Source organism: Streptomyces sp. WAC03905, from assembly GCF_057371075.1.
In genome coordinates this window covers 6,359,607-6,385,688 of the sequence record NZ_JBXYDZ010000003.1, presented here as the reverse complement: position 1 = coordinate 6,385,688, position 26,082 = coordinate 6,359,607, and the positions used below count along the sequence as shown (strand labels likewise).

The window sequence follows — 26,082 nt, the reverse complement described above, 5'->3', positions numbered from 1 at the left end:
GAATGTCAGTCCATGCCGATCCAGACCGACTTGGTCTGGGTGTAGCTCTCCAGGGATTCCGGACCGCATTCGCGGCCGAAACCGGAGGCCTTGTAGCCGCCGTAGGGCACCGCGGGGTCGTACTGGTTGTAGCAGTTGACCCAGACCGTGCCGGCCTTGATCTGGGAGGCGACGCGGTGGGCGCGGCGCAGGTCCTTGGTGTGGACGCCGGCGGCAAGGCCGTACGCGCTGTCGTTGGCGATGCGTACGGCGTCCTCCTCCGTGTCGAAGGGGATGATCGACAGGACCGGGCCGAAGATCTCCTCCTGGGCGATGCGCATCCCGTTGTCGACGCCCGTGAACACGGTCGGCAGGAAGTAGAGGCCCTCCGCGGAGGCGCCCTCGGGGGTCCACCCGGTGCCGCCGGTCCGCAGGACCGCGCCCTCCTTCTCTCCGACCTCGATGTAGGAGCTGACCTTGTCGAACTGGGCGCGGTGGGCCAGAGGCCCGAAGAGGGTCGCCGGGTCGCGCGGGTCGCCGGGCCTGAGGGCGGCGGCCCGCCGGACGAGGCGTTCCACCAGCTCGTCGTGGACGGGGCGCTGGAGGAGCAGCCGGGAGCCGGCGGTGCAGATCTCGCCCTTGTTGTAGTAGATGCCGAAGAAGGCGAGTTCCTCGGCGGCGTCGAGGTCGGCGTCGGCGAAGACGATGTTGGCGGACTTGCCGCCGAGTTCCATCGTCACCTTCTTCAGGGTGCCCGCCGCCTTCCGGATGATGGACTGACCGACCACGGTGGACCCGGTGAAGGCGATCTTGTCGATGTCGGGGTGGCCGGTGAGCGTCTCGCCGAGCTCCACGCCGGGGCCGGTGACGACGTTCAGCACCCCGTCGGGGATCTCCGCCTCCTGGAACAGCTCGGCGATCTTCAGGGCGGTGAGCGGGGTGGCCGGGGAGGGCTTGTGGACGACCGTGTTGCCCGCCGCGAGGGCCGGCGCGATCTTCGTCATCGACAGCAGCAGCGGGAAGTTGAACGGGGTGATCGCGCAGACCACGCCCAGCGGTTCGCGCAGGGTGTAGGCGAGCTGACCGCCGGCCGGGGCGCGCGAGGAGCCGTCGACGCGGGTCACGGCCCCGGCGTAGTAGTGCATGAGCTGGGCGGCCATGGGGGCGTCGACCGTGCTGGAGAAGGCGAACGGCTTGCCCATGTCCACGGTCTCCAGCAGGGCGATCTCCTCCAGGTCGCGCTCGATCAGCTCACCGACCCGGTTCAGCCGCAGTGCCCGCTCCTGGGCGGACAGTCTGCTCCACGGACCTTCCTCGTACGCCGTCCGGGCGGCGGCGACGGCCGCGTCCGCGTCGGCCGCGGCGGCCTGGGCGACCGGCACGATCTCCTGGCCGTCCACGGGGCTGATGTCCGGTTCGGTGCGGCCGTCCCGGGCCGGGACCCATTTGCCGCCGATGAACAGTTTCCCGGGGTTGGCGAGGGGCGGGCCGCTCAGCTCACGCTTGGTCATGGCTGCCTTCCGGTGTCGGATGCGGGGCGGGCGGGGTGGGGTGTCCCCTCAGCCCTTCGCGAGCTGGCTCAGGAACGTCTCCGCGAGGGCCTTGGAGGAGTAAGGGTTCTGGCCGGTCGTCAGTTTGCGGTCGACGACCACGTGCGAGTCCCAGATCGCGGCTGCCTTCTCGTAACGGGCGCCGAGCCGGGTGAGCTCGACCTCCAGGATCAGCGGGAGCCGGCCGGCCATGTTGGTGACCAGTTCCTCGTCGTGGGAGAAGGCCGTCATCCGGTAGCCCTCGAAGGGCCAGCGGCCCTCGCCGTCGCGCAGCGCCAGCAGCGAGGTGTGGCCGTGGCAGACCGTGGCGAGGGGCTTGTCCTGGGCGATGACCCAGCGCAGGATCTGGGCGAGCTCGTCGGACTTCGGCAGGTCGCCGATCGCGCCGTGGCCGCCGCTGACGTAGACGCCGTCGTAGTCGGCGATGTCCTTCTCGGTGAGGGACTCCAGGGCGAGGGGGGTGCGCAGCTGGGGGGTGTTCTCGATGACCCGGACGTATTCGGCCGCGTTGGCCGCGTCCTCGTCGGGTGAACCCTGGGGCCGGACCCACTGGAGGAACTGGGGGTCGATGCTCGTCAGGTCGACCGTGGGCGCGCGGCCCGCGATGGTCGCCACGTCCACGTCGTGGCCGGCGGCCTTGAAGAGCGAAAAGGGAACGACGAATTCCTCTGCCCAGAATCCCGAGGGATGCTGTTCGCCGTCCAGCAGGTGCAGGGTCGCCTTGGCGGTCATGACGACGAGAATCTTCATGATTCTCTCCTTGTTCTGGATTCGCTGCCGATTCAACACGCCCCCCGCAGGGGGCGTAAGGGGGTGACGTCAGGCCCGCGATACTTCGTCACGTGCGTCCAACGCCGAGATGATGGTGCGGAATTCACCGACCAGAGGGTGGTCGGGATGGGCTTCTGCAAATATGCGCTCGCCGTACAGGGAGGCCATTTCCGGCGAGTAGGGAAGGATTCCGGCCACGGGTGCGCCGTAGACCTCCTCGGAGCGCCGCCGGGCCGCGTCCCGGTCCATGCCCGCGGGTGCCATGCTCAGCACCAGGGTGCGCCGGCAGGCCAGGCGCCCGGCGAGGGCGAGGGTCTCCTCGACCCCTGAGAGGTCGATCCGGTCGGCCCGAGCCATGATCATCAGTACGTCGGCGCTCGCCATCGCGGTCACCGACTCGTTGTTGAGGCCGGCGTGCGTGTCGAGCAGCAGGACGTCCAGGGCGTAGTGCTCGGCCAGCCGGTCGAAGCCCTCCGGCAGCAGGCCGACGTCATAGCCTCCGGCCATGAGCTCCCGCAGGGCCGCCGTCCCGGTCCGGGCCGGTACGACGTACAGCCCGGGCACGCCGGCCGGCTGGGCGGCGGACTCGATCTCGCAGCGGCCGAGGAGGTAGTCGGCCAGGGAGGGTCCGGGGCCGAGCCGGAAGAGCAGGTCCAGGGTGGGTGACTGGATGTCGGTGTCCACCACCCCCACCCGGCGTCCCCCGGCCGCGATGAGCAGCGCGAGGTTGGCCAGTACCGAGGACTTTCCCGTCCCGCCGCGGTGCGAGTGCACCACGATGGTGCGGGTCACTAGGCCACCACCTGGTGGCCGGCGCCGTCCGCGTACGGCCCCCGCGCCGTACGTGGCCGGTGCAGGGCGAGCATGGTGACGTCGTCGTGCTGTTCGGCGGTGCCGGTGTGTTCGCGCACCGCCAGGTCCATGCGGTCGACGACGTCCTTGCCGCTGACCAGGGGGCCGGCGAGCAGTTCGAGCATGCGCTCGTCGCCGAGGAAGCTGCCGTTGGGGCAGCGGGCCTCGGGGACTCCGTCGGTGAAGACGAAGAGGGTGTCGCCCGGGTCCAGCTGGGCGTAGCCGAGGGTGTAGACGCAGTCCGGCAGCACCCCGACGGCCGGTCCGGTGATGTCCAGGGCGGCGGGCGGGCTGCCGTCGGCGGGCAGCAGCAGGGGCGGGTTGTGGCCGCCGTTGATGTAGACGAGGCTGCCGGTGAGCGGGTCCAGCACCCCGAAGAACAGGGTGGCGAAGTAGCCCTGCCGCAGGTGGTTCCTCGTGAGGTAGCCGTTGGTGGCCGTGACCGCGTTGAGCAGCGGGGTGGCGCCGACCACCGGGATCCGCCGGCTGCCGCCGGTCCGTCCGGCGGCGACCAGGTGCTGGAGTCCGCTGTTCTGTGCGGTGTGCCGGAGCAGGGAGCGGATGAGCGCCATGAAGAGCGCGGCACCGACCCCCTTGTCGCAGACGTCGGCGACGACGAAGGCCAGCCGGCGGCCGCGGGAGATCTCGAAGACGTCGTAGAAGTCCCCGGCGACCTGCCGGGCGGGCCGGAAGCGTACGTCGATCTCCCAGCCGTCGGGGACGGGCAGTGATTCGGGCAGGAAGCCCGCCTGGATCTCCCGGCCGATCTCCAGTTCCTTCTCGTAGCCCATGAGTTCGGCGCGGGCGTCGGCCTCGCGCAGGGTGCGGCCGAGTCCGGCGCGCTCCGAGCAGCTGTGCAGCCGCGCCCCGACGAGGGCGGGGAGGAAGGGGGGTACGAGGTAGTCGTGCCCGATCCGGACGTGTTCCTCCAGGGCGGCGAACTGCGTCACGGTCCAGACGACCACGATGGGGGCCCCGGCCCAGCGGCGCAGCCGGCGTACGGCCATCCGTACGGCGTCCCCGTCCGACTCGGCCGGGGCGAGGAGCACGTCCGCGACGGGCAGCAGTTCCTGCGGGCCTTCGCGCAGCTCCGTCAGCGTGCGGGTGACGAGGGAGGCGTCCATCGTCCGCAGGGCATCGAGCAGTTCCGGCGGTGGCGACGGGTGCTCGTCGAGGATGATCACGGTCGTGGAGGGCATGGGTCCGTCCCCTCAGCCTTCACAGTCAGCGTGCTGATGTTGCGGCCGTCCCTGTACGCATAGGCGAACTCGTCCACGCTGGTCAGGGCCAGGTGGATGCCGAGGCCGCCGATCCGCCGGTCCTGCGGGGGCACCCCGGGGCAGGGCGGCAGGCGGCCCGCGACGGGGTCGAAGGCGGGGGCGGAGTCCTCGATCGTGATCTCCACCCCGCCGGGGCCGGAGCGGCCGCGGACGGTGATCCGTCCGTCGCCGCCCCGGTACCCGTGCATCACGATGTTCGTGGCCAGTTCGTCGACGGCCAGCCGGAGCCGGTAGGAGGCGCGGGTGCTGAGCCCCGCCCGTCCGGCCAGCCGCAGGACGAACGCGGCGATGTCGCCCAGTGCCCCGACCGTGGCGGGCACTTCCAGTACGACGGGCGTTCTCGCCAGCTCGGCCATGTCAGTCACGGTCGTCACTCATCGGAGATGACGATGCTGCGGTCGAGGCCGGCCGTCCGGATGGTCCGGGAGACGGGCTCGATGGCACCGACCACCTTGATGGTGACGTTGTCGGCGATCTTCTGCTGGGCGAAGACCAGGGAGCGCAGTCCGGCGCTGGCCATGTAGCCGACGCCGGCCATCCTGATCTCGACGGTGGTGGTGCCGTGGCCGGCGGCCTTCTCGATGGTCTGGTGGAAGTCCGGCGCGGTCTCGGCGTCCAGCTCGCCGGACAGGTCGATCACGGTGGTGTCGCCCTCGATGCTCAGGGACACGGAAAGCGGCATGTCAGGTCTCCTTCGGTCAGGGCGTGTCGGAGGGGTCGGGGTCGTTGGTGCGGCCCACGAGGACGACCACGGAGCGCGGGCCGATCAGGTACTTGCCGGCGTTGTCCAGCTCGGCCTCGGTGCCCGGGGTGCAGATGTCGTACGGCGCCTCGGCACCGGTGTCGGCGAACAGGTGCCAGCTGCGTCCGCCGGGCAGGGCGGGCAGTTCCAGGTCGTGCGACTCCCAGTGCGCGTTCATGGCCACGTACACCACGTCGTCGTCCCCGGCGCCGCAGCGGGCGACCGCCACGAGGCGGCTGTCCGCCGACCAGTCGGGCTGCCAGGCCCGTTCGCCGTGCCAGCTGATGTCGGGCAGGCCCAGGTGCTCGCGGACCCGTCCGGTGGGGTGGGAGGTGGAGCGCAGCTCGCGGTGGCGGCCCCGGAAGGCGATCATCTCGCGGGTGAAGCGGAGCAGTTCGGCGTTCTCGTCGACCTGGTCCCAGTCGAACCAGGACAGTTCGTTGTCCTGGCAGTAGGTGTTGTTGTTGCCCTGCTGGGTCCTGCCGACCTCGTCGCCGGAGAGGAGCATCGGGATGCCCTGGCTGGTGAGGAGGATGGCGAGGGCGTTCTTCATCTGCCGGGTGCGCAGGGCGTTGATCGCCGGGTCGTCGGTGGGGCCTTCGGCGCCGCAGTTCCAGCTGTTGTTGTCGTTGGCGCCGTCGTTGTTGCCCTCGCCGTTGGCCTCGTTGTGCTTGTCGTTGTAGGAGACCAGGTCGGCGAGGGAGAAGCCGTCGTGCGCGGTCAGGAAGTTGACCGAGGCGGCGGTGCCGCGGCTGGAGTAGAGGTCGGGCGAGCCGGCGATGCGGGTGGCCAGTTCGCCGGTGACGCCGGGGTCGCCCTTGAGGAAGCGGCGCACGGTGTCGCGGTACTTGCCGTTCCACTCCGCCCAGCGGCCGTACGCCGGGAAGTTGCCGACCTCGTAGAGGCCGCCCGCGTCCCAGGCCTCGGCGATGAGCTTGGTGTGCCGCAGGACCGGGTCGTAGGCGAGGAGTTCCAGGAGCGGCGGGTTGGGCAGCGGGGTGCCGTCCAGGGACCGGCCGAGGATGGCGGCGAGGTCGAAGCGGAACCCGTCGATGTGGTAGTCGGCGACCCAGTGGCGCAGGCAGTCGAGGACGAAGTTGCGGACGACGGGGTGGTTGCAGTTGACCGTGTTGCCGGTGCCGCTGAAGTTGAAGTAGTAGCCCTCGGGCGTGAGCATGTAGTAGGTGGCGTTGTCGAGCCCCTTGAAGGAGATCGTCGGCCCCTGCTCGTTGCCCTCGGCGGTGTGGTTGAAGACGACGTCGAGGATGACCTCGATGCCGGCCGCGTGCAGATCCTTGATCAGCGTACGGAACTCGTCGCCCTGCATCCCGTAGCGTCCGGTGGCCGCGTAGCCGGCCTTGGGCGCGAAGAAGGAGACGGTGTTGTAGCCCCAGTAGTCGAAGAGCTTCTCGCCCGTCTCCGGGTTGGAGCGGGGATTGTCGCTCTCGTCGAACTCGAACACGGGCAGCAGTTCGATGCAGTTGACCCCGAGTTCCTTCAGGTACGGGATCTTCTCGCGCAGTCCGGCGAAGGTGCCGGGGGCGGTGACGCCCGAGTTGGGGTGCCGGGTGAAGCCGCGCACGTGGGCCTCGTAGACGACGAGGTCCTCGGCGGGGATGCCCAGCGGGGTGTCGTCGCCCCAGTCGAAGTCCTGGAGGCAGACGCGGGAGCGGTACTGGTAGCCGCGGCTGTAGTCCGGTTCCACGCCCCACACGTCGCGGCCCGCGATGAGCCGGGCGTAGGGGTCGGAGAGGATCTGGCGGGCGTCGAAGCGGTGGCCGGTGACCGGGTCGTAGGGGCCGTCGGCCCGGTACCCGTACTCGATGTTCTCGTGGTCGAGGCCGAAGACGGTCATGGCGAACACGCTGCCGGTGCGGAATTCCTCGGGGAACTCCAGTTCGGCCATCGGTTCGGGTTCTCCGCGTTTGAAGATGACCAGGGTCATGGAGGTGGCCTGGTCGGAGAAGACGGAGAAGCTGACCCCGCCGGGGACCACGTTGGCCCCGAAGGGGAACGGTTTGCCGGCGCGGACGCGGTACCCGCCCACCTCGTGGGTCGGGTACGCGTCGACGCGCAGGACCTGCTCGGACCGGGTCTCGCTCATCGCGCGGCCTTGGCCCTGGAGGCCGCCGCGGCGGCCTCGCCGGTCTCGAAGAAGTCGAGGAAGCCGGTGGCCGACATGACGAACCGGACCTCCTCGCTCACCCCGTAGAGGGTGACGGCCACACCGGCGTGCTGGGCCTCGCGGTAGACGACGAGGAGGGTGCGCAGGCCGGCGCTGGAGACGTAGGTCACCGCGGTGAGGTCGATCCGCAGCGGCTTGCCCTCGCGGACGAGCGGCAGCAGGGACTGGAGCAGCGTGCCGGACGTCTCGCTGTTGATCTCACCGGTGGCGACGAGCACGGTACCCGTCTTGTTCCGGCGTTCTTTGACGTTGAGAGTCATTGCGTTCCCCTCTGTTTGGGGCGCCCCCCGTTGAGCGCTACTTCGTGGCCGTCGGCCGCAGCCGGACCTTCACCTTGACGCGGCTCTGGACGTCGGGCAGGCGTACGGTGAGCGCCTCCGCGTCGAAGTCGGTGTAGGGCTTCTCGTCGATCTCCACGGATGCGATCCGCACCGAGCCGGCGGGCAGCAGGTCGGGCGAGACGCGCAGGATGCGGTCGGGCAGGCCGGTCGGGTCGGGCTGGAAGTGGAAGTCCATCTCCCGGCCGTTGATCAGCAGGTTGTTGTAGACGGCGGCGAGGTAGCAGAGCTCCGCCGAGTGGTACATGGACATCGAGTGGCTGCCCTTGAGCCGCTCGGTGCCGAGCAGGTACGGCGTACCGCTGGCGAGGACGTTGAAGTAGACGGCGCCCTCGTCGTGGTCGAGGAAGAAGGTGTTGTAGAAGGCCTGCGCCTGCCGGGCCTCGCGCAGGTTCGCGTCGCCGCCGACGGTGCCGTTCAGGATGAGGTAGGCGAGGATCGCCTGCTCCTGCTGCCACCAGGCCTTGCGGTCGTGCCAGGCGAAACGATACGTCTCCTGGTCCCCCTGCTTCACTCGCTCCACGACGTCGTACCAGCCGCCGCGCTGCACGTCGCTGCCGACGGCCGGCATGATCTCGCCGATCTTCTTGGCCAGCTCCTCGTACGCGGGCTTGGCCTTCAGCGAGTTCATCCGCATCAGGTTCCAGGCGATCTTCAGGTTGTGGCCGACGACCGCGCGGTCCTGCTGCCAGCTGTGCGCCTTGTCGTGCGACCAGTCGCGCATGAAGCGCTCCTGCACGAAGGGACTGTTCTCGTAGTCCGGGAACTTGTCCGCGATCGTGTCGAAGGTGTACTCGAGGAAGTCGGCGTACTTCTGGTCTCCCGTCGCCAGGTACAGGTTGATCAGGTAGGCGGGGGCGTGGTCGCCGACGGAGTTCCAGTTCTTGCGCTCGGCGTTCTCACCGAGGGACTCGTGGTCCGCGCTGAAGAGGATCGGGTCGATGTGGGAGTAGTAGCCGCCCTGCTCCGGGTCGAAGAAGAACTTGTCGAACAGCCGGATGGTGGCGTCCGCGTCGTTCTTGATCCGCACGTCACCGGTGACCCGGTAGGTCTGGACGGGGCCGGCCAGCGCGTAGATCTGCTCGTACATCGGGATCGCGTCGTAGTCGTCGGAGAACTCCGAGGTGAACAGCTTGCGCTCGCTGTCCCCGTCGACGCTGATGCCGTGGTACCAGAAGACCACGTCCTCCTCGCCGTCCACGACCCGCATGTGCTTGCGCAGGTACTCGGTGCCGCGCTCGGCGACCTCCAGGTACTCGTCCTTGCCGGTGAGCAGGTAGGCCGAGGCCATGCCGTACACCAGGCGGGAGATGGTGTCCGTCTCCTGGACGTGGCTCGCGGTCTTGTCACCGCCGAGCCGGATCTCGGTGCGGTACTCGTCGAAGTCCACCGGCCCGTCGCCGAACTGCGCCCGCTTGTAGAAGTCGGCCAGCGACTCGATCTGCTTGATCCACCAGCTGCCCTCCTCGAAGCGGTAGTCCTCGGCGCCGCGCCCCAGGAACACCAGGCGCTTGGCGTCGAAGCGGCCGCCGTGCTCCGGGTAGTGCACGCCGTAGACGAAGAGGAACCGCCCCGGGGAGAGCATCTCGTCGATGTGCCCGGAGGCGTCGATGTAGGGCTCGTCCAGGTTGCGGACCAGTTCGGCGCTGGGGTCGCCGGCGAGGGACACGTCGAACTCCCTGCCGTCGGAGGTCTTCAGCCGCAGCAGGCGCGTCCCGGAGTCGAAGCGGACGACGTAGCCCGCGATGGTGTCGGAGAAGGAGAAGCTCACGGCGTCCGCCATGTCATGCACCGTCCTTGTCGTGAGTGTCGTCGTCCTCGTATCCCTGGCTCACTTCGACGATGACCCCGTCCGGGTCGCGGACCCACACGGTCCGCCAGCCGCAGATGAAGTCGTCGAAGTCCAGCGGTCCCAGGGTCACTTCCGCCGCGTCGCCCAGGTCCGCCAGGAACGCGTCCACGCTGTCGGTCCGGAACGCCAGGTGGCGCATCCGGCCCGGTGCCTGCGGCCCGTCGTCGTGCGCCGGCCGGGCCGGGTCGGCGGTGGCCGCGAAGAGCTCCAGGTAGGCGTCGCCCTTGCGCAGGAACACGATCTGCGCGTCCCCGAGGTCGACCACCCGGGCCCGGGTGAAGCCGAAGTAGCGGGTGTAGAAGTCCTCGGTGGTCTTCTGGTCCGCGCAGTTCAGGCCCACGTGCGACCAGACCATCGGGCGGTCCCCGGAGCCCGGCATCAGCCGGCCCCCCGGCCCCGCCCGGCCGCGATCAGCTCGATGATCCGGCGGGCGAACAGGTGGTGGTGGGCGCCGGTCCGGCCGGTGACCAGGTCCCCGTCGACCACCACGTCCGCGTCGACGTACTCCCCGCCCATGTTGCGGACGTCGCCGATCAGGTTGTTGTGGCAGACGACCTTGCGGCCGCGGATCCTGTCCGGGATCGAGGACGCCAGCCACATGCCGTGGCAGATGATCCCCTTCAGGACCGTCGGCTCTTCGAAGGCCCGGCGCAGCAGCTCGGTCGCCGGGGCGAGGACGTCCACGTCCTCGGTGTAGCGCAGCCGGTCGGCCACCATGCCCGAGGGCACGATGAGCGCCGCGTACCGGCGCAGGTCCTCGTCGCTCAGCCCCTCCAGGGACCGGTTCACGGTGAACGGCGCCCGGTACTCGTGCCCGGTGAAGGTGATGGAGTCGTTGCCCCACAGCCGGGTCAGGAAGTCGACCTCGGCGCCCTCCTCCGCGAACCGGTGCTGGTAGTAGAAGATCTCGGGCTCGTAGTAGTCGCTCTCGACCAGGACCGCGATCCGGGTCCCGGACAGCGCCCCCTCGCGCAGGACGGCATCAGGCACGGCGGGTCCCCCTCAGGAAGTCCGCCGCGCGCTCTGCGATCATCGCGATGGCGGTGTGGCAGTTGCCCGACGGGACCGCGGGCATCACGCCGGCGTCCACGACGCGCAGGTTGCGTACGCCGTGCACCCGCAGCTCGGGGTCGACGACCGCGAGGTCGTCGACGCCCATGCGGCACGAACCGGCCTGGTGGTGGTAGCTCTCGGACTTCTGCTTCACGAAGGCCCGCAGGTCGTCGTCGCTCACGCAACCGGGGCCGGGCTGCAGCTCCTGCTTGTACCAGGGCGAGAACGCCGAGGTCGCGAAGATCTCCCGGGCGATCCTGACGCCCTGCACCATGCGCTCCAGGTCCCACCGGTCGCCCAGGTAGTTCGGGTTGATCAGCGGATGGGCGAGCGGATCGGCGCTCGCCAGCCTGATCCAGCCGCGCGAGACCGGGCGTACGACGCCGGGCAGGATGGACACCGTGTTCGGGTGGTCCTGGCCGACGATCACGTCGAAGGGCACGTGGACGAAGGCGATCTGCAGGTCTGGGGCCGGCAGCCCCGGCTGGGAGGCCAGGAACAGAGCGCTCTCCGAAAGGTTTTGCGCGGGCGCCGGGAGCTCCTGAGTGACCTCGGCCATCAGCCCGGTCAGAACGTGGTTGTGGAAGTTCTCGCCGACACCGGGCACGGCCGCGGTGACCCCGATGCCGTGCTCGCGCAGCTGCTCGGGGTGGCCGATGCCGGACAGCAGCAACAGCTTCGGCGACTCGATCGCGCCGGCCGCCACGACCACCTCGCGGCGGGCCCGCACGGTGTGCGGTCCGGGCGCGGAGACGGTGCTGTGGCCGTCGCGGACGGTCCGGCCGGGGAACTCGGCGGGCGCCTCCAGCTGGACGTACTCGACGCCCGTGCAGGTGTCCCCGTCGAAGAGCAGCCGGCTGCTCTGCGCGTTGGTGCGCAGCGTCAGGTTGGGCCGGGCGAGCGCGGGCTCCAGATAGGCGGCCAGAGCGCCCTGTCGGCGGCCGTCGGCCACGTCGATGTGGTGCCAGCCGGTGCCGAAGAGCCCGCGCCGGGGCCCGTCGGTGTTGAAGTCGGCGATCTCCTCGTGCCCCAGCTCGACGGCCGCGTCGATGAAGGCGCGGGAGACCGGGTTGGGGCCGTGCAGACCGGCGTTGGTGATCCGCTGCGGGCCGCGGGTGCCGGTGGTGGGGGCGGTGACGTCCTCCTGGCCCTCCAGCAGCGCGAAGTACGGGAGCACGTCCTCGTACGCCCAGCCGGCCGCGCCCTGGTAGGCCCAGTTGTCGAAGTCCGAGGCGTGGCCGCGGACGTGCATCATGATGTAGAGGTTGCTGCTGCCGCCCGGGGCCTTGCCGCGCGGTTCGTACGTACGGCGGCCGTCGAGCCCGGGTTGCGGTGTGCTGGTGTAGCCCCAGTCCACGGGGCCGCCGAGGAGCTTGTACCAGGAGGACGGGTCGTCCACCTCGGGCGGGATGCGGGAGCCGCCCGCCTCCAGGACCAGGACGGAGACGTCCGGGTCCTCGGAGAGCCGGTTCGCCAGGACGCTGCCCGCGGTGCCGGATCCCACGACGATGTAGTCGTACTCTTCCACGCTCACCGGTCCCCCCTCAGTCCTGGCCCAGCACCTGGAAGGGGACCGTGTCGTGGTGGTTCGCCATGTAGGCGATCTTTCCGTCCACGATCCGGAAGAAGTTCATGACGTCGGCCTCGATGGGCTCACCGGAGGCGCTGACCGCGCTCAGGTGGGAGACGGCCGCGGCCTTCTCCCCGTCGACGAGGAAGTGCACGGGCTCGTTGCGGAAGACCCGGTACATCGTCCCCATGCCCTTCATCATCGAGCGGAGCACCTCGAGGCCCTCGATGTGGCCGGCGAGCTGCTCGTCCATGACCTGGTCGTCGGCGAACAGGTCGCACCAGCGGTCCCAGTCCCCGGCGTTGGCGTACTCGTAGTACTTCTGCAGGATCTGTCGTGCGTCCATCGCGCTCATCCCCCTATCCGTCCCTGCGTGTTCCGTCCGGCGCGAACGGCGCCCAGAACTGGCTGAAGGCGGTCGCCGAGTCCCCGAAGAGCCCGTCGCGGCCCTCCACGATCCGGCCGTCCCGCCACCGCATGAAGTGGAAGACGGGGTAGTCCATCCGCTCGTACGGGGAACCGCTCGTCTCGGCCGCACCGGCCCGCAGGGCGACGTTGCGGCACACGTCCGCCGAGCAGTCCTCGCCGACCAGCACCGCTTCCAGGTCCATCCGGAAGGTGCCCCCCGTGAGCTTGTGGGTCTGCCCCATCAGCTCCAGGAAGGCGTCCAGGCTCTCGTACCAGCCCGCCAGGGGGTGGTTGCCCGGCACCAGCCAGCGCAGGTCCTCCGCGTAGTACTCCAGGATCCTCGCGCGGTCGCCGGAGCCGAGGGCGGCGTACGCCTCCCCGACCCGCTCCCGTGTCACTCCGGTCATCGCCCCTCCTCCTTCACCGCGGTCACAGGGAGCCGGAACCGGGCATCGGTGCCAGGTCGTTGACGGTGTACTGCTTGATCAGCGGCCCGTCGGGGCCCGCGACCACGGTCCAGGTCTGGTCGGCGTCGAAGCCGAGCCACTCGCTGCGCGCGGCCGGCGGGTCCCACATCTTGGCCTGCCAGTTGACGAGGACCCGGACGACCGCCCGGTCCCCCTCGATGACGGGCTCCACCTTGGTGACCGTGTGCACCTCGTCGAAGAAGCGGTGGGTGACGGCCTCGTACCAGCGGCCGAAGCCCTCGTGGCCGAGGAAAGTGTCCTCGGGGACCTTGAACTCCAGGTCCTCGGTGATCATGGCGAGCACATCGGCCGGCCCCACGTGCTGGTCCAGCGCCGCGTACCAGTTCTCGGCGAAGGCGCGGATCGCGTCCTCGGTCAGCTGTCGCTCGGCGGGCATGCGGTCTCCTCCTGTTCCGTGTCGTGCGGGGTGACGGGTCGGGTCGGTTCAGATCTGGACGTCGACGAGGAACGGCCCGGGGTGGGACAGCATCCGGCCCACCGCGGCGACCGCCTCGTCCGGCTTCTCCACCCGCATCCCGCCGGCGCCCAGCGAGCGGGCCAGCCCGGCGAAGTCGATCTCGGGGTGCGAGAGGTCGAAGGAGCCCGGGAAGCCGTGCTCCGGGATGTCCCGCTCCCGCCAGTACTGGGCGATGTTGTCGTCCAGCAGCCGGTACTTGCGGTTGTTGCAGACGACGAACTTGGCGTCGATGCCGTGCCGGGCGGCCGTCCACAGCGCCTGGTAGGTGTACATGGACCCGCCGTCGCCCGCGAAGCCCACGACGAGCCGGTCCGGGCGGGCCAGCTTGGCCCCCACCGCGCCGGGGAAGCCCACGCCGAGCGAACCGCCGCGGGTCAGGTGGTAGTCGCCGGGGCGCTCCGCCGGCAGGTACCGGGTGACCAGCGGCGACGTGGTCAGCGCCTCGTCGAAGACGATCAGGTCCCCGCCGGTGCGCTCGGCCAGGGTCCGCAGGAAGACGGCCATCGGCGTGCCGTCGTCCTCGCCCGCCGCGCCCGCGGCCCGGACCCGCTCGCGGGTCCGTACGTCGAGCCGGGCGGCCGCGGCGGCCCGCCGCTGCGGGGTCAGCTGCCGCTCCAGTACGCCGGCCAGCGCGTGCAGCGCCTGCCGCGGATCCGCGGCGAGTCCGAGGTCCACCGGGTGGTTCTTGGCGATCTCGTAGGCGTTGAGGTCGATGTGGACGACCTTCGCGCCCGCCCTGAAGGGGCTCTCCAGCTCGGGGAACACCTCCGGGAAGACGTAGGTGCCGACGATCAGCACCCCGTCCGCGTCGCCGATCAGCTCCTTGCTGTGCGGGCCGAACATGTGGCCCGTCTGGCCGCGCCGCAGCGGGTGCGAGGCGGCGATGTTCACCTCGGAGGAGTCGACCTCGTACACGTCGGCGCCCAGCAGCTCGGCGACGGCGACGAGTTCGCGCTGCGCCCCGGAGAGCGCCACTCCGTCCCCGACCAGCACGACCGGCCGCTCGGCGGACGCCAGCAGCTCCGCCGCCCGGCCCACTGACGCCGGTGAGGGGGCCACGTCCGTGAGCGGGACCGTGGCCGGCAGCACGGGCTCGGAGTTCAGCTCGTCCAGCACGTCCATCGGCAGCGCGACGAACACGGGCCCGCGCGGCGGGGTGAGCGCGATCTTGACGGCCCGCCGCACGGTGCGCAGGACGGACCGCGGGTCGGTGACGCGGGTCGCGTACTTGGTCACGGGCCTCGCCATCGCCACCAGGTCGGACGCCATCTGCGCGTCCATGGCGTCGTAGCGCACCCCGGCGTCGCCGGCGACGACGACGAGCGGGGTGTGGCCGCGCAGCGACTGGTAGAGCATCCCGATGCCGTTGCCCAGGCCCACTCCGGAGTGCAGCTGGAGCAGGGCCGCGCCGCCGGTCGCCCGGGCGTACCCGTCGGCGATGCCGGCGGCCACGGTCTCCTGGAGGGCCAGGACGTACCGGAAGTCCTCCGCGGCGTCCACCGCGTCGAGGAATCCCTGTTCCACCGTCCCCGGATTTCCGAACATCACCTTCAGGCCGTCGGCCTTGAACTGCTCGATCAGCCTTTCCCGTCCGGGAGTGGCTTCCATGAATTCCCCCTCGACTTTCCGATTTCCCGGCGGTTTCCGGGATTACCAGCCGTATCGGGTGAGCCCGTCCTCCAGGACCTCCACGATCTTCTGCCCCGTCAGATAGGAGTCGGGTGTGGAACGTCCGGTGACGAAGGGGAAGTCCACGATCACGGAGACCGGTTTCCCGAAGTTCCCGTGGTACGCGCCGCTCGGTCCCGTCGCGTCGCGCAGGATGTACTCCAGCGGATACGGCGGCGGCCCCATGTTGAAGTCGGTACCGAGGAATCCGGTGCCGTCCTTGTAGTCGTACTCCTTGCAGTGGCCGGTCACGTGCTTGCCCCAGATGATGCTCTTGCGGTCGTCCCAGTCCCGGGCGAAGGCCAGGCAGGCGACCCCGTAGCACTCGGCGGCCACGACCTTGCCGGCCTTCCGGAAGCCCAGGATCAGGGCGTGCACGCGCTCGTTGTTGGCGAGGTCGGCGATCGGGCCGCTGCCGCCGACGATGAGGATCGCGTCGTATCCGGCGATGTCGGCGTCGAGTTTGTCGAGATCGCGGTGGTACTGCTCCAGCTTGGGCAGGTAGGCCGCGTCGCTCGTGTACGGGCGTTCGGGCACCCACGCCTCGATGTCGAGCGGCGAGTCCAGCCGGCTCGACTGCTCGAACTCCCGGCCCAGCCGGGCGTTCTCCTCGGTGGTCACCGAGCGTCCGAGCGGCGGGTCGACGTAGTGCGCGTCGAGGCTCGGCGGGAGAGCGTGCGCACGCTTTCCGGTCGGCGTCGCGAATATGACTTCGTAGCCCCGCTCGTCGAACTTCGAGACGGGGCCTATCAGTTCCTCGGCCCAGTAACCGTGTTCGGAGACAATGACCAGAATCTTTCTGCTCACGTATTCCTCCAGGCGCCGCCTGTTGTCGTTGGCGTCCCCCACACTGGCCGGGCCGGGAGCCTTCGTCAAAGCGCCGGCATGCGACTTCGTGAGGTAGCCGGACAGGTGACCGCGGCACCTCAGGAAGTCGTTCGCGGACGTCATGAAGTAGCCGCAGGACTACGTGACTTCGGCCGAATCGGTGAACCTTTTCGCGAGGCCCGTCCTAAGGTCTGGACGCGCCGTGAATCGCGGGCGCGCGAAGCACGAGGAGAAGGACGGCGACGATGACGATGGACCTGTTGTGCACACACATCGATCAGATACGTCCGGTGAGGCCCACAGCGGTGGGCTGCGAGGAGTGCCTCATCGCCGGCGATACCTGGGTGCACCTGCGGCTGTGCCTCAGCTGCGGACACGTCGGGTGCTGCGACTCGTCGAAGAACCGTCACGCCACCCGGCACTACCGGGTCACCGAGCACCCGATCGCGGCCTCCCACGAGCCGGGCGAGGACTGGGCCTGGTGCTACGCCGACCAGCTGATGCTGGACCCGGCATGAGTACGGCCCGCGAGACCTCCCCCGCCGCCGGCGCCCCCACCGCGCCCGCCGCCCCGGGCCCGGTCCCGGAGCCGGTTCCGGTCCCCGCCGCGACCGCCGCCCCGGCCGCCGCCGAGCGCGCGGAGAGCCGCAAGCCGGTGATCCTGGCCGTCGACGACGACCCGCAGGTGCTGCGGGCCGTCCGGCGCGACCTGCGCAGCGCCTACGGCGACCGCTACCGGGTCCTCGGCGCGTCCTCGGCGGCCGACGCCCTGAAGATCCTGGACTCCCTCGACGAGCGGGGCCACGACCCGGCGCTGTTCCTCGTCGACCAGCGCATGCCCGACGTGACCGGCGTCGAGTTCCTGCTGGAGGCCGTCAGCCGCTTCCCGGACGCCCGCCGGGTGCTGCTGACCGCGTACGCCGAGACCGACGCGGCGATCACCGCCATCAACCGGGTCCGGCTGGACTACTACCTGCTCAAGCCGTGGGACCCGCCGCACGAGCGGCTCTTCCCCGTCCTGGACGACCTGCTCTCGGACTGGCTGGCGACCTACCGCCCCGCCTATGACGGGATCATCGTCGCCGGCCACCTCGTCTCCCCCGGCACCCACGCCGTACGGGACTTCTTCACCCGCAACGGCCAGCCGTTCCGCTTCCTCAACGTCGAGCGGGACCCCGAGGCGCTCACCCTGATCGCCGCCCAGCCCGACGTGACCCTGCCGCTGGTCCGCTTCCCGGACGGAGCGGTGCTCTCGGCCCCGACCGACACCCAGCTCGCGCAGCACCTGGGCCTGGCCACCACCGCCTCGCGCCCGCACTACGAGTGCGTCATCGTCGGCGCCGGCCCCGCGGGCCTCGCGGCGGGCGTCTACTCGGCCTCCGAGGGCCTGTCCACGCTGATGCTGGACTCCCGCGCCCCGGGCGGCCAGGCCGGCACCTCCAGCCTGATCGAGAACTACCTCGGCTTCCCCTCGGGCCTCTCCGGCGGCGACCTGACCCGCCGGGCGACCATCCAGGCCTCCCGCTTCGGCGCCGAGATCCTGCACCCGGTGGAAGTGGTCTCGCTGACCAGGGACGACCCGGCGAAGATCCTCACCCTTGCCGACGGCACGGAGATCTCCGCCGAGACGGTCCTGCTCGCGACCGGGGTCTCGTACAACCGGCTCGACGCCCCGGGCGCCGACCGCTTCGAGGGAGCCGGCCTCTACTACGGCGCGGCGACCACCGAGAGCTCGGCCTGCATCTCCCAGCACGTGTTCATCGTCGGCGGGGCCAACTCGGCGGGGCAGGCCGCCGTGCACTTCGCGAAGTACGCCGCCCGCGTGACCATCCTGGTCCGGGCGTCCTCGCTGGACGCGAGCATGTCCCGCTACCTCGTCGACGAGATCGAGCGCACCCCGAACATCGAGGTGAAGGTGCGCACCACGGTGGTCCGGCTCGACGGCGACGAGCACCTGGAGCGGCTCACCCTGCACGACGCGGACAGCGGCAAGGACACCGAGGTCGCCGCCCGCTTCATGTTCACCTTCATCGGGGCCCGTCCGCACACCGACTGGCTCGCGGGCGTCGTCGAGCGGGACGAGTACGGCTTCGTCCTCACCGGCTCGGACCTGATCTCGAACGGCGGCGAGCTCCCGGCCGAATGGAGCCTGGAGCGCGCGCCCTACCCCTTGGAGACGAGCGTGCCCGGCGTCTTCGCGGCGGGCGACGTCCGCGCCCACTCGGTCAAGCGGGTCGCCTCGGGCGTGGGCGAGGGCGCGATGGCCGTCTCGCTGATCCACCGCTACCGATCGATGGGCTGAGAGCGAACGCTCCAGGGCTTGTGATCAAGGACGCACCGGACGCAACGTTGATTACATGATTACAGTCGAACAGAGCGAACAGCTCCGCGCGTGGTTCGCCGAGCGCCTGCCGGTCGACGTCTACGAGTCCCTCGACTCGGTCACCGCCGATCGCGAGGAGATCACGGTCGTCGGCACCGTCCCGCCGACCGAGTCCGTACGGGAGTTCCGCGAACGCACCCGCGAACAGCGCATCGAAGTGGCCCGCGAGGCCGAGGAGCTCTACCGCCGCAAGGTCGCCTGGGGCGTACGGGTGGGTGAGGAGACGACCCTCTTCACCCACCTCGCCGTCCCCGTCATGACCCGTCTGCGCCAGTCCGAACGCCAGGTCCTCGACACGCTGGTCGCCGGCGGCGTGGCCCGCAGCCGGGCCGACGCACTGGCCTGGTGCGTCCGCCTCGTCGGGCGCAACACCGACAGCTGGCTGACGGACCTGCGCGACTCCCTCGACCAGGTCGGACGGGTCCGCGCACAGGGTCCCGACGTCGTGGGCCCGACCGACTCCATGAAGTCCGGGTCCGAATGACGAATACGCCCCACGGAGCCGTGTGATCGCGTAAGGCTGACCGAGACCTACACCCAGGGAGAGGTACGCACCATGACGACCACCGTCGAATACATCCGCTACCGGATCGCATTGGACGACCAGCAGGCCTTCGAGGACGCGTACGCCCGGGCGGCCGAGGCCCTGGCCGCCTCGCCCGAGTGCATCGACTACGAACTGGCCCGGTGCGAGGAGGAGAAGGAGCGCTACATCCTCCGGATCCGCTGGACCTCGATCGAGGCCCACCTGGGCGGGTTCCGCAAGGGGGAGCACTTCCCGGCCTTCTTCAGCGCGATCCGCCCGTACGTGACGGCCATCGAGGAGATGCAGCACTACCTCGTGACGGGCGTCGTGGGCACGGGAAAGGGCGCCGGACAGCGATGAGCACCACACCCACCATCTACGAGTGGATGGGCGGGGCGGAGGCGATGGAACGCCTCACCGACGCCTTCTACGCCCACGCCCTCCAGGACGAGATCCTGGCCCCGGTCTTCGCCGGCATGGACGCGGAGCACCCGCAACACGTCGCGGTCTGGCTGGCGGAGGTCTTCGGCGGCCCGGCGGAGTACACCGCCCACCACGGCGGCCACCAGCACATGGCCACGAAGCACCTGGGCCGCGCGATCACCGAGGAGCAGCGCCGCCGCTGGGTGGACCTGCTCATGGACACGGCCGACGAGGTCGGCCTCCCGACGGACCCCGAGTTCCGCGGGGTCTTCGCCTACTACATCGAGTGGGGCACCCGCATGGCCCTGATCTACTCGGGCCCCAACCCCCCGCCGGTCGACGCGGCGAAGATCCCGGTCTGGTCCTGGGGCCAGACCCCGCCCTGGATCCCCGAGACCGACTGAGCCACCCCCGAACCGGGCGACCCCAGGCCGCCCGGTTCCCGTCTCCAGCCCCGCCGTCGTTCGAGGCGCGAGGCCCGGGGCACACTTCAGCCCCGCCGGCGTTCGAGGCGCGGAGCCGGGGCACGATTCAGCCCCGCCGGCGTTAGAGGCGCGGAACCGGGGCACGATTCAGCCCCGCCGGCGCTTGAGGCGCGGGGCCCGGGGGGGGGAGCCCCCGCACTCTCAGCCCCGCCGGCGTTTGAGGCGCGGGGCCCGGGGCGGAGCCCCGCACTCTCAGCCCCGCCGGCGTTTGAGGCGCGGGGCCCGGGGGGGGGGGGGGGAGCCCCCGCACTCTCAGCCCCGCCGGCGTTTGAGGCGCGGGGCCCGGGGCGGAGCCCCGGCGGCCGGCCCGCGCCCGGCCTCGAAGCCCTCCGCACCGCCGGCCACCACCACCGTGAGCCCGAGCCGCCCGGACTCCTCCCCCACCCCCCGCCAGAAGTCCACGGCCTCCTCCAGCACTTCCACGAAGGTCTCCCACTCCTCCGGCCGCGCCCCCGCGTACCCCCGCCACGCCGTCACGGCGACCACCCACCCGGCGGGAGCCGACGCCGCGTCAGCGGGCGCCGACCAGGACAGATCCCGCAGCGCATCCGCGAGCGCGTCCCAGTTGCCGCCCACCCACTCCGGCAGCCGCAAGGCCTCCCCGCACCGCCTCATCAGCCCGGCCTTGTCCCGTACGCCGTCCAGGTCCAGCCGTACGGCCGTCCGGCCCGCCGCCTCCGCGGCTGCGAGCGCCGGGGCGAGCGGCTGCGGATCCAGGCTCATCGCAGAACCGCCTTGAAGGTCTCGTAGTGGTCGTCCGTGTAGTAGAACTCCCCACCCCCGCCCGTCACGATCCGCCGGGCCCCACGATCCCGCTCCCCCGGCGTACGCACCGTGAACTCGTGGTAATAGCCGCGCTTCTGTCGCGGCAGAACCTTCTCGAAGTTGCCGAAGACGGTGCCGTCCTGGCGGTACGGATACGGCCCGCCCCGGTCGATGAGCGCGAGCACGTCCCGCGCCTCCCGCGGCAGCGCGTCGGCCCGCACGGCCGCCATGCCCCGCGCCCAGCCCGGCACGTCCTCCGAGGCCGCGGGCGCGGCGGGGCCGGGTCCCCGCGTACCGCAGCCCGCCGTCGCGACGAGCGCCACGCAGAGGAACACGGCCCCCAGCGAACGCAACAGCCATCGGGGCACGTTCCGGCAGATCATGCACCGATCGTGCCAAATATCCGATTCGCCCGCGAATCGCTCGGTCGCGTCAGAGCGCGGCCATCTTGCTGTACGGACTCAGGATGCGCTTCTGGACCGAACCGAAGTCGACGAGAACGGCGATCCCCTCCTCGATTCCGACGACACGGCCGAGGCCGTGCTCGTCGTGAGTGACCCGGTCGCCGACGTTGAACTGCCGGATGGGCTGTTCCACGGGGGCTTTGAACGGGCTGGACGGCAAATGGCGGCGAGGCACTGCTGATTTTGTCATCGGACCCAGTATGCGCCCCGCGAGCCGCCCCGCGGTCGCCCTTCGCATCTCGATCCGGGCACCATCCGCACCACGCGCCGCACAGAGAGCGGCCCGGGCCGCCCCACGGGCCCCTACAGGTCGTCGGGGTCGGCCCGGTCGAGCGCCGGCCGCAGCCCGGGGGCCGACTCCGTCAGCAGGTAGTCGGCGACCGCCGTGTCCGTGACGAGGCTGGTGACCAGCCCCGACCTCAGCACCGCACCGATCGCGGAGGCCTTGCGCAGGCCGCCCGCGATCGCCACCACCTCGGGGATCCGTCGCAGCCGGTCCGCCTCGACCGTGATGCAGCGCTCGCCGAGGTCACGGCCGACGCGTCGGCCCTCGGCGTCGAAGAGGTGGGCGGACATCTCGGCCGCGACGCCCAGCGAGGCGTAGTGCGCCCGCTCCTCGTCCGTCAGCATGTCGTGGACGGTCGAGATGCCCGGCTCCCACGAGCCGATGGAGACGGCCGCGACCGTCACCTTGTCGAAGTAGTCGAAGGCGCGCGCGATCCCGGTCTGGCTGCGCAGCGCGGCCGCCGTCGCCGGGTCGGGCAGCAGCATGGGCGCGTAGATCGGGTGCGCGTCGCCGCCCGAGACCTGCGCGGCCCTGCGTACGGCCTCCACCGAGCCGCGCTCCGCCGTACCGGCGTCGTACACCCCGGTGAGCTGCACCACCGTGCACTGCGGCAGACGGTGCAGGGAGGCGGCCATGTGGATGGTCGACCGCCCCCACGCCAGACCGAGTACGTCGCCCTCACTCACCAGCTCGCCCAGCAGGTCGGCGGCGACCGCGCCGAGGTTCTCCGGGTCCGGAGCGTCCTCGGTGGCGTCGGCCGGCGACTCCACCACGACGGCGTGCCGGAGCCCGTACCGGGCCCGGAGCGCGTCCGACCGCTCCGCGTCGAGCTCGGCCGGAACGCGGATCTCGATGCGCACGAGGTCGCGTTCGAGGGCGGTCTCCAGCACCCGCGCCACCTTGAAGCGGCTCACGCCGAACTCCTCGGCGATCTGGATCTTGGACTTGCCCTCCAGGTAGAAACGGCGGGCCATGGCCGCCGCCTGCACCAGCTCCGCGGGTCCCATCCGCAGGGCTGACCGTCCCGCCGACATTGCAGACACCGCGTTCTCCTCACTGCTGTTCACACTCTCGTGTTCACACTCTCGACTCGCCGTTCATCCTGTCAGATCCGACGGCCGTTGATCAGCCTGGACAGCTCCCGTTCACCGAGCTGTTCACCAATGCTCGGCTCAGTGGTCGCAAGCCCACGGCGCCGCCGCGATCGCCGCACCCGCCTGGTCACGCAGCGTGCGGACGGCGGCCGCCGGATCGACTGCCCCGTAGACCGCGCTGCCCGCCACGAAGACGTCCGCGCCGGCCTCGGCGCACCGCTCGATGGTCGAGGCCGAGACCCCGCCGTCGACCTGCAGCCACAGCTCCAGACCGTGCTTGGCGATCAGCTCCCGGGTGCGGCGGATCTTGGGGAGCATGATGTCGAGGAAGGGCTGGCCGCCGAAGCCGGGCTCGACCGTCATGATCAGCAGCATGTCGAGCTCGGGGAGGATGTCCTCGTACTGTTCGATCGGCGTCGCGGGCTTGAGCGCCATGGAGGCACGCGCCCCCTTCGCCCGGATCTCGCGCGCGAGGCGCACGGGAGCCGCCGCGGCCTCGGCGTGGAAGGTGACCGAACCCGCACCGGCCTCCACGTACTGCGGGGCCCAGCGGTCGGGGTTCTCGATCATCAGGTGCAGGTCCAGCGGGATGTCCGTGGCGCGGCTCAAGGACTCCACGACCGGCATGCCGAGGGTGAGGTTCGGGACGAAATGGTTGTCCATGACGTCGACATGCAGCCAGTCGGCCCCCTCGACGGCCTTCGCCTCCTCGGCGAGACGGGCGAAGTCGGCGGACAGGATGCTGGGATAAATCTGAGCGGCCATGCCCCAAGCCTGCCATGCCTGGGGCCGGTTCCGGCCACGACCCCGCAAGAGGCGTACTCCGTAGCAAGCCTTAACCACATCCGCGCGACACTTAACCGGGTCTTAGGGTTGGGGGCGGAAAGAGGCGGCGGGGGCTCCGGGAGGGGGCGGGGTCCACTCGACCGGCCTCGGAGACGTCCTGGGGTTTCCCGTCAGTCCCATCGTCTTCCGTGTCGGACCGGCCCCTCAAGGGCGCTCCCTGCGGTCGCGTCACTGCGTGATGGCCTTCGGCCACCCTTGACCGCCCGTCCCGCCACGGAAAATCCGAGGACTGCCAGGAAGCCCCCAGAAGAACGGGCCGGGCGTTCCGTTCCAGGGACGGGCAGATCACAGATCCCAGGCGGCGGTGGGGGTGCGCCCCGCATCGCTACGCGCTCCTGCCGGACGGCGTCCGCGAGCCTCTTGGGCTGGGCATAAGCCGCCACTGATCGCTACGCGCTCCTGCGGGACGGCGTCCGCAGGAGCAGTGGGCTGGTCGTAAGCCGCCCTCCACGGCTGCGGAGGAGCGGCTGGGGTGAGTGTGCCTATGCCTCCAGCCTTCGTCGTCAGGCGGACGGCTCCCCGCGGAGGTGTCGTAGGAGGCGTTCGAACGCCGTCCAGCTCTCGGCCGTCTCGGCGTCGCCGAGGGCGTAGTAGTAACCCGGCCTGGCGTTCGGGCCAAGCTGCACCGGGCGTTCTTCCAGCGGTGTGCTGCTCGCGGTGTCACGGCCCGCCTCCTGGACCTCCGCGGGGCCGAGTGCGAACGCGTACGGCAGCGGCGGGTCCTCGTAGTGGGGCGGGGCGCTCAGGTCCCGGCGGGCGTTGCGGAGCCGGCACAGCATGGTCTGGAGCCCGTACCGGGTCACCAGCTCCTCGGCCAGTTCCGGCAGCGCGCCCAGGGGCATCTCCTCGTCCGGGCCGAAGCCGACGGTGAGGGTGACGTCCTCCTCCACCCCGTCGGGGGTGCGGCTCACGCGCAGGGTGGCGACCGCGGGCCGTTCGGGGGTGCCGACGACCACGGTCCAGGTGGAGCGGGGGGCCCGCTCCTGGGCCAGCTCGGTGAGCTGGCGCCTCGACCAGGTCAGACCCGCCGGTTCCGAGGTTCCCCAGCCGGCCGGCAGCCCGCCGGTGAGCGCCTGCCAGGCGGCTTCGAGCGCGCCGCCGAGGACGAGGTCGGGCGTGGGCCGGTGCAGGGTACGGAAGGAGAGGCTGAGCTGACGCCCACCGGCGGGGCCGGCCCCGGCCTCCGTGAAGGCGTCCGCCACCGGCGTCTCGCCGTTCTCGGCCCGAGCCGGGGCGAAGGCGTCGTCCTGCCAGGTGAGTACGGCGCCCGTGAGTCCGTCGTAGTAGCCGCACCGCTCGTCCTGCACCACCCACCGGCCCGGCATGGACTGCAGCAGCAGGCGGGTGGGCGTGGAGAGCCGGCAGTGAGGCGGGGTGACGATCTGCAGGGACCGGTCGCTCTCCACGGTGGCCCGGAGCACCTCGGAGAGCCAGCTCGTCATGGGGATGACCGGCCGGTCCTGGAGGACGACGGCGGCCTTGTCGGTGAGCATGTCGACGGCGGGCTGGGCGGCGGCCGGGGCCGGCACGGCGGTGATGCCCGAGACGTCGACCGGACGGGCCGCACCGACCGCGCCCGGGGCGTCCGGCGGCCAGACCGTGCCGCCCAGCAGCATGGTCAGGCGGGCGGCGAACGCACCCGCGAGCTCCTCCGCCTGCGGTACGCCCGCGGCGGCGCGCGCCTCGACCCACCAGGCGGGCCCGTCACCCTCCCACGCGGTACCCGACCCGAGCAGCCGGGCCGCCTCGCCCGGCACCTGCAGCATGAGCGGGACCTCGATCGAGACGAGCGGCCGGCCGTCGGCATCACAGAGCTGGACGACGGCCCCCTCCCCGGCGGTCTCGACCACCAGGTCCGGGCCCCCCGCGAGCAGGCCGGCCAGAACGCCGAGCGCGTCCGGCATGCGCTCGGTGAGCGCGATCACGTCCTTGGTCATGCCGTGTTCCTTGTCGTCATGCAGGGTTCATCAACCGCGCGTTGCCTCGGTGACATCGGGCCCCAACCCGTCGACCCTCTCGAGCTGCCGCTAGGCGGCGGCGAGCCGGGGAGCGTCGTGTGCGTGGATGCGCGGCGTCCGTCTCATCAGGCGCCAGAAGGAGTTCCGCCGACCGGTTCTCCCGGTGCCGTTCGCCGTCCGCGTCGAACCAGGCGCCCGTCCCCAGCACGGTGAACGAGCCGATCCGCGCTTTCGACCGCATGCGCGAGCTACGGCGCTCATGCGCGCCCCGGTCGTGAGCGCGAACTCCAGAACGGACAGCGCTGCGTGATGCGACGCGCGCATCACGAGGTCCGGCAGCCTCGCGAGGCGCCGGCGGCGTCGCCTCAGGCCCTGATGAGAGACTTGGCCCGGAGGAAGATCTCGTCGTCTTCCAACTGGACGGACTCCGCATCGATGTCGGTCACGATCCGCCGCAGGACCTTGGCCCACTCGGTCACGAACACGTCCGCGCGGACCACAGCATCGCCCCGCTCGGCCAGCAGCGACTCGTAGTTGCCGAGCGTGCTGTGCCAGCGCGCCCGGATCCTCAGCGAGTCACCCTCGCGGACGATTTTCCACTCTGCCGAGAACGTGTCAGAACCCCAGAAGACATCGGTCTCCACGAATTCCGGTCGCTGAACTTCTTCAAGAAGGGGCACCAAGTCGTCCAGAAGGGCCGCGAGGTCATAGCCGTACGGCAAGCGGACCGGCACGAGATTCCAGACGAGAATGGCGTCCTCCACATCGGAGGAGTACATCTCCCCGACGGCGTCAGCCATGTCGGCAGCGGATTCACACTTTCGAACGGCC

At 70.7% G+C, this 26,082-nt stretch carries 29 protein-coding genes; 5 read left to right on the top strand and 24 right to left on the bottom strand.

All coding sequences use genetic code 11. The annotated features are described in order from the left end of the window. Positions 1 to 5: 5 nt before the first annotated feature. The 17 genes from AC2RP6_RS31410 to AC2RP6_RS31330 form a co-directional block, all read right to left on the bottom strand. On the bottom strand, positions 6 to 1,490 hold the full coding sequence (locus AC2RP6_RS31410) for an aldehyde dehydrogenase family protein (protein WP_486449224.1): 1,485 nt from the start codon (positions 1,488 to 1,490) through the stop codon (positions 6 to 8). A gap of 48 nt (positions 1,491 to 1,538) precedes the next feature. Further along, a complete protein-coding gene (locus tag AC2RP6_RS31405; RefSeq protein ID WP_486449223.1) occupies positions 1,539 to 2,279 on the bottom strand; it encodes a type 1 glutamine amidotransferase domain-containing protein in 741 nt (246 codons plus the stop codon). Between the two features lie 69 nt (positions 2,280 to 2,348). After that, a complete protein-coding gene (locus AC2RP6_RS31400) occupies positions 2,349 to 3,092 on the bottom strand; it encodes a MinD/ParA family ATP-binding protein (protein WP_486449222.1) in 744 nt (247 codons plus the stop codon). Beyond that, on the bottom strand, positions 3,092 to 4,351 hold the full coding sequence (locus tag AC2RP6_RS31395) for a PP2C family protein-serine/threonine phosphatase (protein ID WP_486449221.1): 1,260 nt from the start codon (positions 4,349 to 4,351) through the stop codon (positions 3,092 to 3,094). Before AC2RP6_RS31395 ends, AC2RP6_RS31400 begins: the two co-directional genes overlap by 1 nt. After that, positions 4,333 to 4,788 (bottom strand): ATP-binding protein, encoded by a 456-nt coding sequence (locus AC2RP6_RS31390; RefSeq protein ID WP_486450518.1) that lies wholly within the window; start codon positions 4,786 to 4,788, stop codon positions 4,333 to 4,335. The genes AC2RP6_RS31395 and AC2RP6_RS31390 overlap by 19 nt, the downstream gene beginning before the upstream one ends. Positions 4,789 to 4,802: 14 nt before the next feature. After that, positions 4,803 to 5,114 (bottom strand): STAS domain-containing protein, encoded by a 312-nt coding sequence (locus AC2RP6_RS31385; RefSeq protein WP_486449220.1) that lies wholly within the window; start codon positions 5,112 to 5,114, stop codon positions 4,803 to 4,805. A gap of 16 nt (positions 5,115 to 5,130) precedes the next feature. After that, the gene (glgX, locus tag AC2RP6_RS31380; protein WP_486449219.1) at positions 5,131 to 7,278 is read right to left on the bottom strand and encodes a glycogen debranching protein GlgX; all 2,148 of its coding nucleotides are present in this window, start codon (positions 7,276 to 7,278) and stop codon (positions 5,131 to 5,133) included. After that, entirely contained in the window at positions 7,275 to 7,619 is a 345-nt protein-coding gene (locus AC2RP6_RS31375; RefSeq protein ID WP_486449218.1) for an STAS domain-containing protein, read from the bottom strand. Before AC2RP6_RS31375 ends, glgX begins: the two co-directional genes overlap by 4 nt. 37 nt (positions 7,620 to 7,656) lie before the next feature. Next, a complete protein-coding gene (locus tag AC2RP6_RS31370; protein ID WP_486449217.1) occupies positions 7,657 to 9,480 on the bottom strand; it encodes an AGE family epimerase/isomerase in 1,824 nt (607 codons plus the stop codon). Position 9,481: 1 nt separating this feature from the next. Next, entirely contained in the window at positions 9,482 to 9,904 is a 423-nt protein-coding gene (locus AC2RP6_RS31365; protein ID WP_486449216.1) for a VOC family protein, read from the bottom strand. A 23-nt stretch (positions 9,905 to 9,927) separates the two neighbouring features. Continuing rightward, positions 9,928 to 10,539 (bottom strand): DJ-1/PfpI family protein, encoded by a 612-nt coding sequence (locus tag AC2RP6_RS31360; RefSeq protein ID WP_486449215.1) that lies wholly within the window; start codon positions 10,537 to 10,539, stop codon positions 9,928 to 9,930. Further along, complete coding sequence (locus AC2RP6_RS31355; protein WP_486449214.1) at positions 10,532 to 12,136, bottom strand: GMC family oxidoreductase; 1,605 nt, start codon at positions 12,134 to 12,136, stop codon at positions 10,532 to 10,534. Before AC2RP6_RS31355 ends, AC2RP6_RS31360 begins: the two co-directional genes overlap by 8 nt. 10 nt (positions 12,137 to 12,146) lie before the next feature. Further along, positions 12,147 to 12,518, bottom strand: a complete 372-nt coding sequence (locus tag AC2RP6_RS31350) for a nuclear transport factor 2 family protein (RefSeq protein ID WP_486449213.1) — start codon at positions 12,516 to 12,518, stop codon at positions 12,147 to 12,149. Positions 12,519 to 12,531: 13 nt separating this feature from the next. Beyond that, positions 12,532 to 12,987 carry a nuclear transport factor 2 family protein gene (locus AC2RP6_RS31345; RefSeq protein ID WP_486449212.1) on the bottom strand — a complete coding sequence of 152 codons (456 nt, stop codon included), beginning with the start codon at positions 12,985 to 12,987 and terminating at the stop codon, positions 12,532 to 12,534. Positions 12,988 to 13,009: 22 nt separating this feature from the next. Next, positions 13,010 to 13,444 (bottom strand): nuclear transport factor 2 family protein, encoded by a 435-nt coding sequence (locus AC2RP6_RS31340; RefSeq protein ID WP_486449211.1) that lies wholly within the window; start codon positions 13,442 to 13,444, stop codon positions 13,010 to 13,012. A 48-nt stretch (positions 13,445 to 13,492) separates the two neighbouring features. Beyond that, positions 13,493 to 15,133, bottom strand: coding sequence for a thiamine pyrophosphate-binding protein (locus tag AC2RP6_RS31335; protein ID WP_486449210.1), 1,641 nt, complete (start codon positions 15,131 to 15,133; stop codon positions 13,493 to 13,495). A gap of 42 nt (positions 15,134 to 15,175) precedes the next feature. Next, positions 15,176 to 16,000 (bottom strand): type 1 glutamine amidotransferase domain-containing protein, encoded by an 825-nt coding sequence (locus AC2RP6_RS31330; protein ID WP_486449209.1) that lies wholly within the window; start codon positions 15,998 to 16,000, stop codon positions 15,176 to 15,178. A 272-nt stretch (positions 16,001 to 16,272) separates the two neighbouring features. On the opposite strand from AC2RP6_RS31330, the gene AC2RP6_RS31325 reads away from it, so the two are divergent. From AC2RP6_RS31325 to AC2RP6_RS31305, 5 genes are all read left to right on the top strand, one after another. Next, on the top strand, positions 16,273 to 16,539 hold the full coding sequence (locus tag AC2RP6_RS31325; RefSeq protein ID WP_486450517.1) for a UBP-type zinc finger domain-containing protein: 267 nt from the start codon (positions 16,273 to 16,275) through the stop codon (positions 16,537 to 16,539). Continuing rightward, positions 16,536 to 18,323 (top strand): FAD-dependent oxidoreductase, encoded by a 1,788-nt coding sequence (locus tag AC2RP6_RS31320; protein WP_486449208.1) that lies wholly within the window; start codon positions 16,536 to 16,538, stop codon positions 18,321 to 18,323. The genes AC2RP6_RS31325 and AC2RP6_RS31320 overlap by 4 nt, the downstream gene beginning before the upstream one ends. 55 nt (positions 18,324 to 18,378) lie before the next feature. Further along, on the top strand, positions 18,379 to 18,888 hold the full coding sequence (locus tag AC2RP6_RS31315; protein WP_486449207.1) for a hypothetical protein: 510 nt from the start codon (positions 18,379 to 18,381) through the stop codon (positions 18,886 to 18,888). A gap of 72 nt (positions 18,889 to 18,960) precedes the next feature. Beyond that, positions 18,961 to 19,290 carry a putative quinol monooxygenase gene (locus AC2RP6_RS31310; RefSeq protein WP_362635778.1) on the top strand — a complete coding sequence of 110 codons (330 nt, stop codon included), beginning with the start codon at positions 18,961 to 18,963 and terminating at the stop codon, positions 19,288 to 19,290. Further along, the gene (locus tag AC2RP6_RS31305; protein ID WP_486449206.1) at positions 19,287 to 19,757 is read left to right on the top strand and encodes a group II truncated hemoglobin; all 471 of its coding nucleotides are present in this window, start codon (positions 19,287 to 19,289) and stop codon (positions 19,755 to 19,757) included. The genes AC2RP6_RS31310 and AC2RP6_RS31305 overlap by 4 nt, the downstream gene beginning before the upstream one ends. 333 nt (positions 19,758 to 20,090) lie before the next feature. Here the strand turns inward: AC2RP6_RS31305 and AC2RP6_RS31300 are convergent, their stop codons facing one another. From AC2RP6_RS31300 to AC2RP6_RS31270, 7 genes are all read right to left on the bottom strand, one after another. Further along, complete coding sequence (locus tag AC2RP6_RS31300; protein ID WP_486449205.1) at positions 20,091 to 20,561, bottom strand: barstar family protein; 471 nt, start codon at positions 20,559 to 20,561, stop codon at positions 20,091 to 20,093. Further along, complete coding sequence (locus AC2RP6_RS31295) at positions 20,558 to 20,986, bottom strand: guanyl-specific ribonuclease (protein ID WP_486449204.1); 429 nt, start codon at positions 20,984 to 20,986, stop codon at positions 20,558 to 20,560. The genes AC2RP6_RS31300 and AC2RP6_RS31295 overlap by 4 nt, the downstream gene beginning before the upstream one ends. A 49-nt stretch (positions 20,987 to 21,035) precedes the next feature. Then, a complete protein-coding gene (locus AC2RP6_RS31290) occupies positions 21,036 to 21,257 on the bottom strand; it encodes a CarD family transcriptional regulator (protein WP_030036649.1) in 222 nt (73 codons plus the stop codon). 113 nt (positions 21,258 to 21,370) lie between these two features. Next, on the bottom strand, positions 21,371 to 22,387 hold the full coding sequence (locus AC2RP6_RS31285; protein WP_030841494.1) for a sugar-binding transcriptional regulator: 1,017 nt from the start codon (positions 22,385 to 22,387) through the stop codon (positions 21,371 to 21,373). A 138-nt stretch (positions 22,388 to 22,525) separates the two neighbouring features. Beyond that, a complete protein-coding gene (gene rpe / locus AC2RP6_RS31280) occupies positions 22,526 to 23,212 on the bottom strand; it encodes a ribulose-phosphate 3-epimerase (protein ID WP_030036653.1) in 687 nt (228 codons plus the stop codon). Between the two features lie 584 nt (positions 23,213 to 23,796). After that, positions 23,797 to 25,230 carry a DUF6177 family protein gene (locus AC2RP6_RS31275; protein ID WP_486449203.1) on the bottom strand — a complete coding sequence of 478 codons (1,434 nt, stop codon included), beginning with the start codon at positions 25,228 to 25,230 and terminating at the stop codon, positions 23,797 to 23,799. A gap of 386 nt (positions 25,231 to 25,616) precedes the next feature. Next, on the bottom strand, positions 25,617 to 26,051 hold the full coding sequence (locus AC2RP6_RS31270; protein ID WP_486449202.1) for a hypothetical protein: 435 nt from the start codon (positions 26,049 to 26,051) through the stop codon (positions 25,617 to 25,619). Between the last annotated feature and the right edge of the window lie 31 nt (positions 26,052 to 26,082).